The organism is Desulfotruncus arcticus DSM 17038 (assembly GCF_900113335.1).
GTDB lineage: Bacteria > Bacillota > Desulfotomaculia > Desulfotomaculales > Desulfallaceae > Desulfotruncus > Desulfotruncus arcticus.
This window is the reverse complement of record NZ_FOOX01000015.1, coordinates 124,444-142,273: the sequence shown is the minus strand read 5'-3', so window position 1 is coordinate 142,273 and position 17,830 is coordinate 124,444. Positions and strand designations below refer to the sequence as shown.

15 protein-coding genes and 1 riboswitch are annotated in these 17,830 nt (G+C 45.9%); of the genes, 1 reads left to right on the top strand and 14 read right to left on the bottom strand.

Features of this window, described 5'->3' with window-relative positions; all coding sequences use genetic code 11:
• Positions 1–31 precede the first annotated feature (31 nt).
• The 14 genes from BM056_RS18530 to BM056_RS18465 form a co-directional block, all read right to left on the bottom strand.
• A complete protein-coding gene (locus BM056_RS18530) occupies positions 32–913 on the bottom strand; it encodes a tyrosine-type recombinase/integrase (RefSeq protein ID WP_092473204.1) in 882 nt (293 codons plus the stop codon).
• A 205-nt stretch (positions 914–1,118) separates the two neighbouring features.
• Positions 1,119–1,364 (bottom strand): tyrosine-type recombinase/integrase, encoded by a 246-nt coding sequence (locus tag BM056_RS18525; RefSeq protein WP_092473202.1) that lies wholly within the window; start codon positions 1,362–1,364, stop codon positions 1,119–1,121.
• A gap of 85 nt (positions 1,365–1,449) precedes the next feature.
• Positions 1,450–1,830 carry a hypothetical protein gene (locus tag BM056_RS18520; RefSeq protein ID WP_092473200.1) on the bottom strand — a complete coding sequence of 127 codons (381 nt, stop codon included), beginning with the start codon at positions 1,828–1,830 and terminating at the stop codon, positions 1,450–1,452.
• A gap of 3 nt (positions 1,831–1,833) precedes the next feature.
• Positions 1,834–2,361: a DUF6036 family nucleotidyltransferase gene (locus BM056_RS18515; protein ID WP_092473198.1), complete on the bottom strand. Its 528-nt coding sequence runs from the start codon at positions 2,359–2,361 to the stop codon at positions 1,834–1,836.
• 268 nt (positions 2,362–2,629) lie between these two features.
• Positions 2,630–2,767 carry an AbrB/MazE/SpoVT family DNA-binding domain-containing protein gene (locus tag BM056_RS27525; RefSeq protein WP_337833526.1) on the bottom strand — a complete coding sequence of 46 codons (138 nt, stop codon included), beginning with the start codon at positions 2,765–2,767 and terminating at the stop codon, positions 2,630–2,632.
• A gap of 132 nt (positions 2,768–2,899) precedes the next feature.
• Positions 2,900–4,762, bottom strand: a complete 1,863-nt coding sequence (locus tag BM056_RS18505; protein ID WP_174549978.1) for a polysaccharide biosynthesis protein — start codon at positions 4,760–4,762, stop codon at positions 2,900–2,902.
• Positions 4,763–4,988: 226 nt separating this feature from the next.
• Positions 4,989–9,656 (bottom strand): ATP-binding protein, encoded by a 4,668-nt coding sequence (locus BM056_RS18500; RefSeq protein WP_092473196.1) that lies wholly within the window; start codon positions 9,654–9,656, stop codon positions 4,989–4,991.
• A gap of 75 nt (positions 9,657–9,731) precedes the next feature.
• Positions 9,732–11,582, bottom strand: coding sequence for a polysaccharide biosynthesis protein (locus tag BM056_RS18495; RefSeq protein WP_174549977.1), 1,851 nt, complete (start codon positions 11,580–11,582; stop codon positions 9,732–9,734).
• 178 nt (positions 11,583–11,760) lie between these two features.
• Positions 11,761–11,997, bottom strand: a complete 237-nt coding sequence (locus tag BM056_RS18490; protein ID WP_092473193.1) for a hypothetical protein — start codon at positions 11,995–11,997, stop codon at positions 11,761–11,763.
• A gap of 60 nt (positions 11,998–12,057) precedes the next feature.
• Positions 12,058–12,143, bottom strand: a riboswitch (cyclic di-GMP riboswitch).
• Between the two features lie 76 nt (positions 12,144–12,219).
• Positions 12,220–12,948, bottom strand: a complete 729-nt coding sequence (locus BM056_RS18485; protein WP_092473191.1) for a CpsD/CapB family tyrosine-protein kinase — start codon at positions 12,946–12,948, stop codon at positions 12,220–12,222.
• A gap of 18 nt (positions 12,949–12,966) precedes the next feature.
• Entirely contained in the window at positions 12,967–14,355 is a 1,389-nt protein-coding gene (locus BM056_RS18480) for a GumC family protein (protein WP_238456544.1), read from the bottom strand.
• Positions 14,356–14,382: 27 nt separating this feature from the next.
• Complete coding sequence (locus BM056_RS18475) at positions 14,383–15,180, bottom strand: tyrosine-protein phosphatase (protein ID WP_092473189.1); 798 nt, start codon at positions 15,178–15,180, stop codon at positions 14,383–14,385.
• 49 nt (positions 15,181–15,229) lie between these two features.
• Positions 15,230–15,835, bottom strand: coding sequence for a hypothetical protein (locus tag BM056_RS18470; protein ID WP_131820793.1), 606 nt, complete (start codon positions 15,833–15,835; stop codon positions 15,230–15,232).
• A gap of 201 nt (positions 15,836–16,036) precedes the next feature.
• A complete protein-coding gene (locus BM056_RS18465; RefSeq protein WP_092473185.1) occupies positions 16,037–17,515 on the bottom strand; it encodes a phosphoglucomutase/phosphomannomutase family protein in 1,479 nt (492 codons plus the stop codon).
• A 162-nt stretch (positions 17,516–17,677) separates the two neighbouring features.
• Here BM056_RS18465 and BM056_RS26335 point away from each other — a divergent pair, with 162 nt between their 5' ends.
• Entirely contained in the window at positions 17,678–17,827 is a 150-nt protein-coding gene (locus BM056_RS26335; protein ID WP_165613603.1) for a hypothetical protein, read from the top strand.
• Positions 17,828–17,830 lie beyond the last annotated feature (3 nt).

The window sequence follows — 17,830 nt, the reverse complement described above, 5'->3', positions numbered from 1 at the left end:
TTATCACAACATCCAAGTTTCGAACATTCTATTACCGCAGCCAATATCTATACAGCGCCCGGCGTTCTTTTAGTTCATCCACCTTGGCCGCCAACTCGTAAATGGCCTCCGGGGCGGTTTTGGCGTAGCGCCGGGTGGTAGAAATGTCGGCGTGACCCAACACATCCTGTACTTTATCTATGGAAATGCCTCTTTGCAGCAGCTGCGTACCCAGGGTGTGCCGGCAGCGGTGCGAATGAAAATTAATCCCCGTCTCCAGCCGGCATTTGCGGGCCCACCATTTAAAGGCGTGGCTGGTGATGCCAAATAGTGGATCGTCGTCTCGACGGTCTCCAGTATATGTAATTAGGTCATTGACTACTTGCGAATCCGTCACCGGCACATATCTTTCTTTATCCCCTTTACCGTGGCGCACCCTGAAGATGTAGCCGCCGTTGTCCAGCACGATGATGTCGTTGGGTGTCACTGACGCGGCCTCGCTGACCCGCATGCCGGTGGCCAGCATGGTGCGAAAGCCCAGGGCTGCATGGCCTGGTATGGCGGACAGCCACTCGGAAAACACTTTTAATTCTTCTGTTGTCATAAAGTCGGGCAGGGATTGGCCTTCCTTAACCCTCAGCCTTCTGGTGATAATGGGGTTGCCAGGCACTAATCGCTCTTCTACCAGAAAATCATAAAAGCTTTTCAGCGCGGATAAAACCGCGTTAATCGTTCGGGGTTTCAATCCCTGTTCCACCATGCGATTACGGAATTTTTTAAACTGCTTTGCTGTAAGTTCTATATAGTTAAGATTGTTTTCTTCCATGTAGGTGATGAATTTATCAAAATGATACCCGTAGTTTTTTACAGTGTGCTCAGAGCTACCCTTCATTTTTAACTCTATAAGGTAATTTTTCACTTGTTTGCGCAGCATGGTTTACCTCGCGATAGCCTAAGGAAAGTCTACAATAATACCTTGATCTAAACCATTTTAATGCAACAGTTAATCGCCTGTATTATGCATGCTTTTATAAAGACTAAACCTCTAAATTTTTGTATATATTTGTGATTATTCTACAAACATCCCCATATCCTTCAATCTTTTGATATTTCTTTTAATAAAAACCATAAATTGCCATTTACTCTTCAACCCTGCTCGCTTTTGCTGCCAGTTCCATAATTACTTCCGGGGCGGTCTTGGCATAACGCCTGGTTATTGAAATATTCTCGTGCCCTAAAACTTCTTGCACTTTATCAATAGAGATGCCTTTCTGCAGCAACTGGGTGCCAACGGTATGACGGCAACGATGAGAGTAAAATTGTAGTCCTGTTTGTTTTTTGCATTTATCGCCGGGTAATGGAGATGTCGGCATGGCCCAGCACATCTATTCCCCCCGAAACGTAAGACTCAGCTTTTCTTTATCAACCGGGGTATATCGACCTGATACTAATTTCTTTGCTACTTCATAATCACACTCTTGAAAGACAATTTTCAGGTACATATAAATTGCGAAATTTAAAAGCAGGGGGACTTTCTACTAATAAATATAATCTTAAATTTCCTTTAGCATTCATCGCAAAATAGGGGTATTTTAAGCAATAAATATCCTTTAAAGTCCAATTTGGTATTTCTAAATTATAATCCTCTGCTAATTTATGCGCAGTAGCGGCAACGAAAGCATACAAATACTGCGGAATTTCTTCGTAATGGACCGGCTCTTCTTTTATTGCGTTTTTACGATATTTAGATGTGGATTTACTATTATAAAATGCATCAAGGAAATCTGACATATTAAAAGAAAAGTCCTGTAAATTTTCTTTTGTTTTTTCAATTAACTCTTTTAAAGTCACTAATTATTCCCCCAAAATCTCCATAAGGAAATACCTTGTCTTAGGCAAAATTAATTTTTCGGGTATAAACCTTAAAATAACATTAATTGCTTCGCTGGTAGTTTTTATATCTAAAAACTTAGCTAGAAATTTAATATCATTTATATCTTCTGATTCAGGACCATACCTAGAAGCAAAACATTTTAAGGCAAACATAAACTCAGCGGAAGCTACATTTATCATTAAATTACTCAACTTTTTATAGGGTTTAAATTCGCCTTTGTGTATAAAGCCTTTTACCCCATCATTTAACCAATTTTCAGGTATATTAAACTCTTTAGCCACTTCCTTACTTATATTATAAAGCTCAGATTTAGGCTTGAAAATGGCATCAATATCTTTCGTAGAAGGGCGTGCGTCATAAACCAAACACATAACAGCTCCTCCTACAATAGAAATCTCCCCATATAAAGTTTTTTCTTTTAATTTACTATTTAATACATTAAGTAATGAAACTATCTGTTTTTTAGTCAATTTTGCATTATCTTTCATATGACTACACCCTTTATTAGCTGGTTAGGGAATTCCTGAGTTAACTTACCAACTAACCAACTTGGCCAGCATGGTGCGAAAGCCCAGGGCTACATGGCCTGGTATGGCGGACAGCCACTCGGAAAACACTTTTAATTCTCCTAAATCTCCTCGGTATTAAGCTTTTTAAATAAATCATCCACGTTATCAAACATCGGTTGATTCCCTGTTTTAATTTTAGTCTTTATATCTGTAATCTTCTTTTAATTCATTAAGATACTTTTTAGGATTATATTACAACCGGCATGATTTGAATGACACCGTCTTTTTCAGTGATCTCCAGCTTATCTCCCTCTTTTAGGCCAAGCTTCGACACCAGCTCTTTTGGAATGGTGATTTGAGATTTTTTACGAAGCTCGGTAATCATATATTGCACCTCTTTATTCAGCTAGATATTCTCACTTTCCTACTAATAACATATCCAATTTTTATTAAAAGTGCAACATATTAGTTGGACAGTTGGTTAGTATTTAGTTGGTTAGAGTTTAAAACTGTCCAACTAGCCAACCAACCATTCTTTTCTATAGTGGCGGAAATTGGGGATCAAATTAATGAGTACTTCGAAAACATCCTCGCTGGCTATTCTGCCGTTACTGTTTTGAATCCAGAGTCTATGTAATTCGGCTTCCAGCCGGGCAAAATCCACCCCGGTGGGGCGGGCAACAAAAATTCTTTCATGTTTTGTAACATCGGAGCCCTCTTCCGCGGTGAGTAGTTCTTCAAACAGCTTTTCACCAGGTCTGACGCCGGAGAATTTTATTTCAATATCCTTGCCGGGCTCCAGACCGGACAGGGTAATCATCAGCCGGGCCAGGTCAATTATTTTCACCGGTTCGCCCATGTCCAGCACAAAAACTTCCCCGCCTTCGGCCATGGCCCCGGCCTGAATGACCAGTTGAACCGCCTCGGGTATGGTCATAAAGTATCTTTTCATTTCAGGGTGGGTGACGGTGACAGGTCCTCCCCGCAGTATTTGTCTCTTGAATGTGGGGACCACGCTGCCGCTGCTTCCCAGCACGTTGCCGAACCGGACGGCGGTAAAGGTGGTCCTGCTCATTTTGTTGAGGTGCTGGACCACCAGTTCCGCCAGGCGCTTGGTGGCGCCCATGACGCTGGAAGGGTTGACCGCCTTATCGGTGGAAATCATCACAAATATGTCCGTTCCCACCCTATCTGCGGCTTCGGCCACATTCCTTGTGCCGAAGACATTTGTTTTAACGGCTTCATCGGGGTGCCGTTCCATCAAGGGAACATGTTTATGGGCAGCAGCGTGAAAAACCACTGAGGGCTTGTACAATTCAAAAATACTATCAATTTTTTGCTTGTCCCGCACATCGGCAATCTCTATGTCAATGGTGAGATCGTGGTGCGATTCCCAGAGTTCCATAACAATATTATGAATGGTGTTTTCTCCGTGCCCCAGTACAATCAGACGTGAAGGGGCAAACCCGGCCACCTGCCGGCAAAGCTCGGAGCCGATGGACCCGCCGGCTCCGGTTACCATCACTGTCCTGCCTGTCAGATATCCGGCTATTTGTCGCATATTTACCCTCACCGGGTCTCTTCCCAGCAAGTCCTCCACCTGGACGGTGCGCAGGCTGCTGGCCGTTACTTTCCCGTTAATTAATTGGTAGATGCCCGGCAATATTTTTAACCTAACATTGGCGCTTTTGCAGGTCTGCACCGTTTGGCGGATAATCTCCCCCGGCACCGAGGGCATGGCAATAATAACTTCGGCGATAATACGTTCCTTAATTATCGCCGGAAGCCTGTCGCGGCCGCCAAGCACCGGTATGCCCAGTATGGTCATTCCGTGTTTTTTCACATCATCATCCACAAAACCGACAGGGACCAGGCCGTTATCATGGTTTTGTAATTCCCTGGCCACCATTGCCCCGGCATCGCCTGCGCCCACAATGAGTGCTTTTTTCTTTTCTTTTTTGTATCCGTTATTTTGTCCGATTGTTTTTTGGGTTTTTACGTACACGCGCCAGGCACACCTGGAGCCGCCGATGATCAGTATGTTAAAGGCCCAGGACATCAACACGACGCTTCTGGGCAGGGGTGTTTGGATAAAAAAGCTTAATATAAACACGCCCGCCGTCCCGGTCGATACAGCTGTGGCGATGGTGACAAGCTCACCGATGCTGGCATAGGCCCATACCTTATTGTACAGCCTGAACAGGTAAAAAGATATAATCATCAGCCCGGCGGCCAAAGGCGCAAAATTAATATAGTTTTGCAGATAATACAAGGCATTGCCCGACTCGTAAAAACGAATCAACAGCGTCAGCACCATTGCCAAATTAACCAATACAAAGTCGCAAAAAAGCAGGATGGCTGTCCGCGATACAAAGTTCAAGCAAATCACCTTCCAATAATACTTTTACAATATTATTGTTACAAAAATTCGATTATTTGTTACAGATGTGTTAATTTCTATCGGGGATGTGCGGGGCGGACCCCCCTATAACTTTATAGTAAATCTTTCAGGCTGTGATCAACCAAAAGTATGAGATGAAGAATTTTAGTTGGGTAGTAGGGTAGCTGGGTAGTATTCAGCCGGTTAGGGGGGGCCTGTTGCTTCATTATTTTAACAGCTTTAATTCTTTGGCCCTGATTATGGCCTGAACTCTTCTGTTTACCTGAAGCTTGCCGTATATGTTGAGTATATGGCTTTTAACGGTGCTTAAGGTTAGCTGCAGCCTCAGGGCGATTTCCTTGTTTGACATGCCCGCGGCAATCAAACTCAGCACCTCCAGTTCTCTTTCAGTGAGTGGGCCTGCCGGTGGCGGAGGAGTTTCGTCCATCATTGCGGCGGCGCCTTCTTCCAGGAATGATTGCAATTTCTTTACATAAGCCATTTGGCTGGATAACAGCTTCAACACTTCCAGCCGGTCCGGCATGAATACTCCCGCCATCAGGCTGTTTTCCAGGTACAGAACTCCCACAGGTATGCCCTGAAACAGCACGGGCAGACAAACTATGGATTTAGCCGGGGATTGGGTGATATAGGGGTCCCCGGCGAAAATTCCGGCCTGATCCCCGCCATTTAGCACCACAGGCTCAAGGGTCCTGGCCACATACCTGACCACCGCCCTGGAGAGACCATTGCTTTCTTCCAGGGGAGCCGGCGCAATTACCGCTGCCGGGTGTTCACTCTCTTTTAAAGCTTCAATGAACAATTCCCCGTCTTTCTCCAGCAGTACATATCCCTTGTCGGCACCGGCGTTTTCGATGGCAATGTCCAGAAAGCTTTTTAACAGCGTTCCGGGATCGGTTGCTTCGGACAGATTTTGCACCGTTTTCCTAATGGCGCACAGATCCAAATCGCCGGCAGGGTCACTGTCACTTTCGGTGGAAATTTGGAAGGCGCTTTTTAATACTTTGGCGGGATCATATTTTTCATGCTCCGGCACTATTCCGGCCAGCAGGCGGGGAAACTGTTCCTGCAGAGCCCGGGCCTTGGCCATGGCCCCCCACCGGCAGTACCCGCGGCAGGCGTCGCTCATGTAGGCCCGGGCAATTTTCTCCCGGCCTGCGGCCAGATAATATCTGGCCGCCAGTTCATTGGCCAGCGCCTCCATATGAATGCAGCCGTTTTCCCGGGCAGACTGTGCGGCCCGGTCATACAGAGCCATGGTTTCCTGCCCTTTGCCGCATAGACGTGACATTTCGGCAGCCACCAGCAGATACTTGTGCAAAAAGTTTTCATTGCAGGAATTCGCCCACTTCTTCATTTGACGCTGGTTCTTTTTTAACATCTTACGATATTTCCTCTTTTTCCCGGGAGGCAATCCATCATATACGGCGGTAATCACCAGGGAATAGTAGAAATTATATTCGGCAAACATTCTGAATCCTATGAGTGCGTCAATATTGTCATGAGCTTTTTCCGCCACAGTCAGGGCATTTTCATAATCACCCAACAGGTAACCTAATTGGATTTTAGTTAACCAATAAGTCAGCAGGGCTAAATTATCGTCTTTTATCAATTCCATCAAACTGTTCTCGTCATAGCCTGCGGCGTTGAAGGTAAAGGGATCGCCGGTAAACCCCATTAAAGCTGAAACAAAACTTTGATAGATAATTGCGTTGATAAACGAATTTTCATGTTTCATCCTTTTGGCAAAGTTGTAGCAATATTTAACTTCCTCGGCAACCTCTTTAAGAGGGATGCCCAACAGATACTTATTCTCAATAATAACCGAAAGCGCATACCCGATAAAAAGTACCTGGCCGGATTCTTGACCATACCGGATGGAATTTTGCAAATAATCAACACCGGTCAGGCCAGGTTGTGCCCAATGGGCGACAAATGAGCCCAACAGAAAATAGGCAATGCATTTGTATGAGCTATTGTCGTATTTTCCGGCTACCTGCAGGCACACTTGCTCGAACTCATGTCCGCCGGCATAGTTTCCCAGCATACTGCCGATTGTAATGCTGTAACCGGCATATCCGATTAAAGAAAGATCCGTATGGCCATGCTTTAATGTGAAATTTCCTATTTTCAAAAGGATTAGTCCATACAAATCGGGGTTGGTCAGGTTAGCCGCGCTGGCAATCAGTATTAATAATTCCAGCGCTTTCCTTTGCAGCGGATCACTCATTTCCGGCAGGTTGACCAGTTCGCCTGTTTTTTTGCCGCGCATCCGCCATTTGAAGATTATTAATTCCTTGATAAAATCAATTTTCCCGGGGTTGGGCGGCAATCCGACACCCAGCTTGCGCAAGGCCTTGATGCCAAGCTGAATGGCTGCCGCGTATTTTCCGGTTGCCGAATAAAATTCAATTTTTTTGCCGTATACACCGGCTCTTTCCAGTTCTGTTTTTGCCCGGGTTAGTATAATGTCGAACAGTTGCTCCGCCGTTTCTGAATTGGCGCCGAAATACTCACACTGAGAGCGTTCCAGATAAAGATCGTAGGTTAATTGATAATGCTTTTCCCAGGCGTCTTCAGGCAATAGCTCCACACCGGCCCGGAAATAATTTAACGCCGCGACGTAGGCGGTGGAGGCTTTGGCCTTGCGGCCGGCCGTCAGGTTGTGGCCGGCCAGTTTTATTTTCTCAGCCGGATCAACAATGAGATCCAGGCCACTGTTCACAAGATCCATTATAAGAAGTATTTTCGCGTCCAGTTCGTCCCGGCCGGTATGCTCTAAAATCAAACGTCCAAGTTTCAGGTGCAGTTCTTTTTTTTGTTCTTCCGGTATCAGGGAATAGGCCGCCTGTTGCACGCGATCGTGCAAAAATTCATACTCATCGTCAAAATGGGATACTCGCAGGGCAAGCCCATCCAAAACTGCCGGCAAAAGACCTCTGGCTGTTGCAGCCGGAGTTTTCTCGCAGGCAACGGCCAGCGTTTTTAAATCAAATGCATTGCCGATGCAGGCGGCCAGCATTAACGTATTGCGCGTCTCTTCCGGTAGTTTATGCAGATTTCCCAGCATGAATTCGATAATATCGTCCGCTATGGGAATTGCCTGCAAAGAAGCCGGGTCCCATTCCCAGCAGCCCTTCTCCGGGTTAAAGGCAATTAGATTTTCTTTGTATAGGGATTGTAATAATTGGCCCAGAAAAAAGGGATTGCCGCCCGTCTTCCGGTGAAGGATTTCCGCCAGCGGCGCCGCCTTTTCCTCTGAGCAGCCAAGGGAACCGGCAATGAATTGGCCGGCTTGGACCGGGTCAAGAGGCGTCAGCGCAATATGCCGCACCTGAATATCCGCTTTTTGCAGCTCCGCCAGGGTTTCCAGCACCGGGTGCGCCCCGGCTGTTTCGTTATCCCTGTAGGCGCCGACAAGCAGCAGACAGCGGCTGTCCGGATCGTCGCCTAAAAACCGGATTAATTGCAATGATGCCGGGTCCGCCCACTGCAGGTCATCAAGGAATATGACCAGCGGATGTTTTCTTTTGGCAAATACCCGGACAAAGTTCCGAAATACCATGCGGAAGCGGTTTTGAGCCTCCAGCGGCTGCAGTTGTTCAACAGCCGGTTGGGGTCCCGTAATCAGTTCCACTTCGGGAATTACTCCGGCAATGACCGCTCCGCTCCCGCCCAGGGCGCGAAGGAGTTTTTTCTTCCAGGCAGCGAGTTTTTCCCTGCTTTCGGTCAGCAGCTGCCGCATTAAATTGCCAAAGGCTTGAATGAAGGGAGCATATGGCACATTATGCCGGAGTTGGCCAAACTTACCGGACACAAAATAACCTCCGGCTGCCGTTAGAGATCTCAGTGTTTCATTAATCAATACCGTTTTCCCGGTTCCGGCATAACCGCTCACCATGACTAATGCCGCCTGTCCGTAGCATACATGTCCGAAGGCATCCGTCAAAGCCGCAATTTCTTTTTCCCTGCCGTAGAGCTTTTGGGGAAGCTGAAAGCGTCCGGCAGTATCCGCCCGTCCCGGGGGAAACGGATTAATGATTCCGCTTTGATTCCACTGCCGCCGGCATTCTTCCAGGTCCCACAGCAGGCCGCCGGCACTTTGGTATCGTTTCTCGGCTGTTTTGGAGAGCAATTTCATAATAATGGCGGAGATTGCCGGGGGGATTTCCGGGTTGATTTTACATGGGGGTACCGGTTTTTGGGCTGTGTGAGCATAAACCCATTGAACAGGATTTTCCGCCCGCAGAGGAAGCTGCCCGGTTAACATTTCATAAAAAACTACTCCCAGCGAATAAAAATCGCTTCTACAGTCAGTAATCGTATTTATCCGGCCGGTCTGTTCCGGGGACATATACGCCGGGGTTCCCGCCGGAGCGGTTGGCAAAGAGGCGTTTGCGCTGTCCACGGAAACAAGTATGGCGGTGCTGAAGTCAATTATTTTCACTTCTCCGGAAGCGGGATGAATAAGTATATTATCAGGCTTCAAGTCTCTGTGGATAACGCCTTGTTGATGAAGTTCCCCCAGGGTTTGCACTAATTGAACGGACATGGAAAAAAAGCCGGGCAGATCCGGGCGGTTGCCGGCCAGGTGTTTTCTCAGGGATACAGCCCCAATATCTTCCATAATCAGGGCAATAGTTACCCCGTTCTGCTCCAAACGCGCGGGTTTAATAATCCCTTCAATGTCAAGGTTCCGGCTAATCTCATATTCATAGAGCAGTTTCGATATACTTACAGGGTTAGCCGTTACCGACCTGACGGCTTTGATAATGACCGGCAACCGGTCCCCAGCCGTAAGACCCCGGTAAACCTTGATGCGATTGTTTTCATGAATTTCTTCAATAATTATGTATCCTGGTAAAGTAAACATTTGGTTAGCAGTTAGTTGGTTAGTAGTTAGTTGGTTAGGGGGAAGGGGGTTCCTGTCCAACTAACCAACTAACTACTAACCAACTAATTTATCCCTGTAGTTTTTAAAATTAGGTATAATCAAATCAAGAATGGCAAATATTATTTTATCATCAATGTTATTAGCATTTGCCGATATATACAGCAGCTGTTTTTCCAGCTCCGCCAGTTCAAAAAGGCATGGTTTAGCTACAAAAATCCTTTTATGTGTTGTTGATGCGACTCCTTCCTGCTCGGTTAAAAGTTCTTCAAAAAGCTTTTCCCCCGGCCTGACGCCGGTGAACTTTATTTCAATATCCTTATCCGGCTCCAAACCGGACAGTTTAATCATATCTCTGGCCAGATCCACAATTTTTACCGGCTTGCCCATATCCAGAATAAATATCTCGCCCCCGTCAGCCATGGAGCCTGCCTGAATTACCAGTTGGACCGCCTCGGGAATGGTCATAAAATAGCGTTTCATTTTCGGATGGGTTACCGTAACGGGACCACCTTTTTTAATTTGTTCCTCAAAAATGGGAACTACGCTGCCCCGGCTGCCCAGCACATTGCCGAATCTGACAGCCACAAATTTAGTATTGCTGGTTTTATCCGCATTTTGAATAATCAGTTCGGCCAGCCGTTTGGTGGCCCCCATAACACTGGAGGGATTGACGGCCTTGTCGGTTGATATTAAAACAAATTGCTTTGTACCGGCCCGATCCGCTGCCTCTACAACGTTGTAAGTTCCCAGCACATTGGTTTTAACAGCCTCGTCGGGGTGATATTCCATTAGCGGCACATGCTTGTGGGCCGCCGCGTGAAACACCACCGCAGGCCGGTATTTTTGGAATACCGAGTTTATCTTCTGTTTGTCTCTGACATCTGCAATCTCTACCCCCAGCGGTATATCTTTAAACTTTTCCTGCAGTTCCAGCCATATTTTATGGATGCTGTTTTCTCCGTGCCCCAGTATCACCAGCAGCTTTGGCTTAAAGCCCGCTGCCTGCCTGCAGAGTTCGGAGCCTATTGACCCCCCGGCCCCTGTTATTAATACGGTTTCTCCTTTAATATATCCGGATATTTCATTTAAATTCAGTTTAACGGGTTCACGGTGAAGCAGGTCTTCAATTTTTACCGGTCGCAGCTGATTTATTTTAACATTACCATCAATTAACTGGTAATAGCCCGGCAATATTTTAACTTCTTTATTGGTTTTTCGGCAAATTTCAAATATCTGTTTTATTTGCCGGGCGTCGGCAGAAGGCATGGCTATGATAATCAGCTGCACATTATGTTTATTAACTGTTTTTTCTATTTTCTCGCGATTTCCGAACACCGGTAAACTCAGAACGCTTAATCTCCATTTATTGGGGTCATCGTCAATAAAACCGACGGGCACAAGGCCGCTGTCGTGGTTTTTTAATTCCTTTGCCACCAACACACCGGCGTCGCCGGCTCCCACTATAAGCGTGTTTTTGCCCTTACGACAACTGTTTTTTCTAACTTCCAGGTGCAGGCGCCAGCATAATCTTGAACTGCCCAGCAGAAGTATAATAAAAGCCCAGGAAGTCAAAACGATGCTGCGGGGCAGCATCGCCCCGGTAAGGTAGGTTAAAACAATAACTATAACACTACCTGCCGTGACCGCCTGGACAATGGTTATAAGCTCGCCGATGCTTGCATAAGCCCATACGCGCTTATAAATTTTAAAATAACAAAAGCAGGCCAAAAATATAAGTATTATTACCGGTGATATTTGCAAATAGTTGACCAAGTTGGGCAATAGCGCTTCCACTTGTTCAAATCTAACAATGTAAGAGCAGATAAAAGAGAGATTAATAATTATAAAGTCGACCACTAATAGACTAATAAACCTTACCGCACTATTCACTATCTTGCCCACCATTCACTCTGCGTAGTATTTTTTTGCTTTTATGGTTTTAAATTCGGCAAGATCCAATTAAATCCTGTTCTTAAAAAAAATAATGTTAATTATTTGCATTATTACATAAATAACTAAAAAACCCGCGAAACTATGTCGAGGGTTTTTGCTCCATTTTTTTAATTTATTGTGCCTTATAGATTTATTGTACCTTTAGGCATTTTTGGGCTATATCTAATTGGGATTTTAATTTTTGGACAATCTCCGGGTTGGAGCTACAGTTTTTTATGATATATTCAACCTCACCTGCTGTGTAACCGAATTTGGTTAGCTTTTGTTTTAAACTAATTATAAGTTCCTGCTCTTTTGCTTTATCTTTAATTTTGTCTTTTGCTTTGCCTTTTAATTCCGATTGTGAAATTGCTTGTTCCAAAGCCAAATATAACCCTCCTTTGATTAAGCAGTACATCCTCTGGCTGTTGCTAAGGAGGTACGGCTTATTAGCAACCGGCTGCCATATCGCTGATGCGACTAAGGCCCATGGCTTTGCGCCCCTATCTTTCGACAAGTTTGCCTTTTTTCCGCCGTATAAAGCTACATAAAAATTTACCAAATTTCTATTAAAAGATCAAGTATTAATCAAATATTTTATTTATTTTAATTAAAAGGATGCTATTTTCCCCGGCTTACGCCTTCTCTGCCCGCCTTCGTTGCCGTGGGAGTAGTAATAATAGTAGTAATAGTCACCGCCTTCCATATCTACCATGTTCAGAACAACGCCAATTATTTTAGCCCCGACTCTTTCCAGTTTTTCCTTGGCCTCTTTGGCATGATCTTTCCGGGTGGAAGCCTTCTTCACCACCAGTATTACCCCGTCCACTTGATTAGCCAGCAACAGCGCATCCGACAGCATTATCGGAGGGGAGTCCAGCAGTACCAGATCATAATGGTTGCGGGCCCGCTCCAGAAGCGAACACATTCGCTGTGAGGCTATCAGTTCGGATGGGTTGGGAGGGATAGGCCCGCTGGACAAGACGTAAAGTCCGGGAACCTCCGTTTCCTGCGCCAGTTCTTCGGGGTCCAGGTTCTCAATTAAAGCATTGGTAACCCCCACGTTATCATCTATATTAAATACTTTATGCAGATTTGGACGCCGCAGGTCCAGGCCCATGATCAATACTTTTTTATTGGACTGGGCCATAACTATACCCAAATTGGTTATGGTTGTGGTTTTTCCTTCGTCAGGCCCCGTACTTGTCACAAGTATGGTTCGATACGGATTGTCCAGCCCGGCAAAATTAATATTGGTGCGCAGATTGCGAAAAGACTCCGCAAAAGGGGACCTGGCATTGCTGCTTGTGATTAATTTATAATTATTATTATCATCCATATCCCATACCCCGTCTTTCTATCGTTTAGCATTGGGTATAACCCCGATGACCGGTACTTCAAGATATTTTTCTATATCTTCCGTGTTTTTTAAAGTATTGTCCAGGAATTCAAGCATGAAGGCCAGGCCAATTGCCAGCATTAAACCCAACACCAGCGCCACTGCCATATTCAGCTTTTTATTCGGCTTTACCTGTTTGGTGGTTGCGGCTGAAGAAACGATTACCACACTGGTGTTACCCAGGTCTATCGACTTGGCAATTTGCGTTTGCGTGGCTTTTTCCGCCAGCGAGGCGCTGGTTTGACTTAGCATATCAATTTCATTTTGCAATTGTGTCTGCGTAAATTTCTTTTCACTAAGTTCCACCTGCAAGCCGGTTAAATCTTTCTTAAGTCTTTCCGTAACCGTTACCAGTTCATTAAGCCGGGCTGTTTTTTCAGCCAAAGCGGCTTGTTTTTGGCTCAACTGGTCATTTATGGATACATAAAGCGGGTTAACTTCTTCATTCGTCACCTGATTGCCGGTCTGCACGTCATGGCTGTTGGTGGTTATAGTTCTCGGTACAGTTGTCAGAGTTTCAGTCATCTGGGCAATCCCGGCCTGCAGTTCCTTTACCTCTATCCGCACTGTATCAAGCTGCGACAGGCTGTTATTTAAATCATCGGTCATTATGGTAAATTCTTTATCCAAAAAAGCAACTCCGCGGGGCTGAGCATTAAACTCTTTGAGTTTTTCCAGGGCTTCATTTAATTTCTGGTCATTTTCATCTTTTTGCTGGGATAAAAACGCCGCCGAACGGGACATCTGCTCCTGATTCTTTTCCGACAGGTAATCCAGAAATTCGGCATTCAAAGTATTGGCGATATCCATGGCCAGCTGTGGGTTGGTATTTTGAACCTTAATTTCAATTATGTTGGTGTCTTTAATGGCCTGGGCGTTAATCATCGTGGCCAGCATGCTCGGGGTGACACCGTATTCCTGAAGGTTTAGTTTGTTGATTACGCGCTTCATTACTGCTTCGCTTTTAAGCTGCTCGACATAGGTGTTCATGGTCATTTGAGGCATCCGGGACAAGCTGCCGATTAAGGAATCTAAATTATCATTACTCGGCACAACCGTGCGGCTATTATCGGCAGCCATGGTCACAAGCAGCATGCCTTTTGCCTCATAAACCGGATCTAAAACAAAAAAGCTTAATATTCCGCTGGTCAGCAAGGATATTACAACTATTAGAGCGATTATCTTTCTTCTCTTGCTTAAGACATTGATGATATCTCTTAAATCAATAACCTCGGCTAAAAATTCTTCTTTTGATTGATCATTTTGCAATGTTCTTACTCCTCTTATGTAAATACTAAGCATTACGGAAATATTCGACAGGTTTGTTTCCAATTCCTTCAATTTCATTATTATATGGAGAAATTCTTTAGGCCTTTACTTAAATATTCCGGCGAGTTTTGACAGTATCCCTGTTCCGCCCTGTTTGAGGTCGTTTTCTTTTATCTCGGCGCGTTTGATCCTTTTACCCTGAATTAAATTTTCCGGGTTTATTTCGGTAAGCTGTTCCAAGGTATCAGTGTTAATTTTTTGATTAATTCTATTTAGTAAGGTTTTTAGCGCAGGGGGCCGCTTGTCGGAGGAATGGGCGTCTGAAGCAAGGAAATGTGCCAGGCATTTATTGACCATGCCGACCGCTGCGCGCTCGGCTTTATCTCCGAAAAGGCCGGCCAAACTTCCCGTTGTAACCTGGGCCAGCGCCCCTTTCTCAATCAAATTGGCCAGCCTGCCCGGATGCTTTTGCAGTTCGGCATTGCGCTCAGGATGGGCTATCACGGGAGTTACACCTTGCAGCATAAGCTCAAAAAAGATGTTTTCGGCATAAACGGGGACAGATGTAAAGGGAAATTCAACCAACAAATACTTGCCACCGTTATTAAGGGTCAATATTTCACCGGCGCGCAGGCGCTGCGGGATGTCGGGCTCCAGCAGGTACTCCGCGCCGGGGTACAACTGCAGAGGTATTTGAGCTTTATCTAATAAGTTATTTAATGAATTGACTGCAGCTGTAATTTGCTCCTTTGTATGGCAGTACAATCCGGAAGCTACATGGGGAGTGGCGATAAGTCCTGTGATGCCTTCCGCCACGGCGATGCGGGCCATGTTTAATGCTTCATCAATGTCCCCTGCCCCGTCGTCCATACCCGGCAAAATATGAGCGTGAATATCAATCATAGTAAACCTCGGATCAGTTGGTTAGTTGGTTAGTGTTTAGTTGGTTAGGCTAATTTCCTTTGATATATGCCAGTGCTTTGGTGCTAAGGTAACGCTCCCGCTCTTTTTTCTGCTGTTTGTATTGCGTTTCCGCCTCATCAACCACATCCTGTGGAAAATGTTCTTGTTTAAGTTCTTTTTTCATGTCGCTCAGTATGCTGTAGAACTTGGTGTCACACTCTTTTTCAAGAGCCCTGGCTTCCTTTAAATATTGATAAGATATTTTTATTATTTCTTTATTTTGCCCTCCGCTGTTTTGGATGTCCAGCTGAGCCCTTTTGAGCAAGTTGTTAAGCTTGCCTGTATATTCTGACTGCAGCTTGGAAAACATGGCCGTGTATTTTAGTAAAATAGCTTGGTATTTGTCTTGCTGCAGGCTGTCGCCTATTTCGGACAAATCCCGGGAACCGGGCAATAGGTTAATGTCTTTTCCCTCTTGCATGCTTTCAGGTGGAGCTGCGGAACCCTGTTCTTCAGTTGAATTTGTAATGCCGTGGTAATCTCTTGTCAATGTCGATCCACCGGGTCCGACATTGCTCAAAAATAGGACCAGGCTGATAACTATTACACAAAGCGCACAAGCTATGAAAATTACAGGTTTATTCGGGTTTTTCAATAGCATCCGTCCCGGCTTAATAGTTTGTTGATTAACAACAAAATACTTCTATGCATACATTATCAAGTATCAAGGTGTAAATTCGACACAGATCAGGTTTGTTCCTGTTATTGTTAAAAAATATGTTCATAGAAAAAAGAGATTGCCGGGTGGTCACTCCTCCTGTCTTTGCGAGCGGAGCGCGGTAATCTCTTTTTTGAGCTAATTTATGTCTGCGGCATTCATTACTGCCTGCTGTATTTTTTCGATTCTTTCTTTATTTTCGGATTCGGCATAAATTCTAAACAGCGGTTCGGTGCCGGAGGGGCGAACCAGGACCCACTCGCCGCTTTCTAAAACAAGCTTTATTCCATCTATTGTTATTCTTTTAGCAACCGTGACTCCGGCGATCTCTGCAGGGTCCAGCCGCTGCAGCTTTTCGATGATGCGGACCTTTTGGGCCGGGGTGGTGCGCACATCCAGCCGTTCGCTGTACATGCCGCCGCCATATTCTTTGGCGACATCCAAGGCGATTTCGCTTAAACTTTTTTCGTTAACAGCCAATATTTCAGCTGCCAGCAAGCCGGCCAGGATGCCGTCTTTTTCAGGAATGTGCCCTTTTATGGAAAGCCCGCCGCTTTCTTCCCCGCCCAGCACACAGCCCTTTTCCAGAAGATTCTGCCCGATGAATTTAAACCCTACCGGAGTTTCGTATACTTCTTGACCATGCTTTTGGGCAATCCGGTCCAGCATGTGGGAGGTGGCCACGGTGCGGGTAACCGGCCCCACCAGACCTTTTACGGCGATCAGGTGATGATAAAGCAGGGGCAGAAATTGGTTTGGAGTTATGTAAACCCCCCCGACATCAATAATGCCGAAGCGGTCGGCGTCACCGTCCAGCGCCAGCCCCAGGCGCGCTCCTTCAGCCTTGATCCACCGGCATACGCCTTCCAACGACTTTTGGGTGGGCTCGGGCAAGCTGCCGCCAAACAGCGGATCGCGATGGCAGCGGCACTCTTTAACTCTGTTGCCGGCCCGCCTGAGCATTACATCAAGATACCCCATCCCGCTGCCGTGCATGGCATCGACCATTACCTCCAGGTTGGCCCGGCCTATTACCTCCATATCCACAAGCTTTTCCAGGTGATCGAAGTATTCGTAACGGGGGTCGATCATAATGCGGTCGGCCACGTGGTTGGGAACTGACTGCGCCATCGGGATGCCGTGGTCAACCGCCAGTTCCAGCGCCTGTTCATGGTAAACGTTTGTATTTCGGCGGACGCTGTTTTGGAGGCGGGCGATATTTTCTTCTATTGCGGCTGTAATGTGCGGCAGCGCAGGACCGGCATAATCAGGGATAAATTTAAAGCCGTTGTATTCCGGCGGGTTATGACTGGCTGTGAGCATCACCGCACCGGCCGCGTCATGCACTTTTACGGCAAAGGCTGTGACCGGAGTGGGCAGCGGCCTGTCGGAGAGGTAGACTTTGATGCCGTTTTGGATCATCACGTCGGCCACGTTGTCGGCAAAGCGGTCGGAGAGAAAGCGGTTGTCATAGCCGATAACAATGCCTTTGGCCCCCATGTTTTTGTTGTTGATGTAGTCTGCCACCGCCTGGGAGACAATGCGGACGTTTTCAAAGGTGTAGTCGTCGGCGATAATTCCCCGCCAGCCGTCTGTGCCGAATTTTATTTTTTTCATTGGTACATAGTCCTCCCGATCTCTTCATATAAATGTACAGTTCTTAATTTTACCACGGCAATAAACATTTATGCACTTAAATCGGGGACATACCTCCGACCCTAAAACCCAACCTGAAAGAGGAAGTGTGTCCCCATTCCTATTTATTGAGGAGGATAAGCTTTGAAAAAACAGGTATTGCTAAGGTTTGGTAAACTTGAAGATGTTCGGCGGGAGAATATGTATCGTGATTATTTGCTGCTGCTGTCAAAAAAGAAAGACTCGCAGGGAAAGATTGGCGACGCCCGGCCAAACAGGCTTGCGCTTAAATAAGCA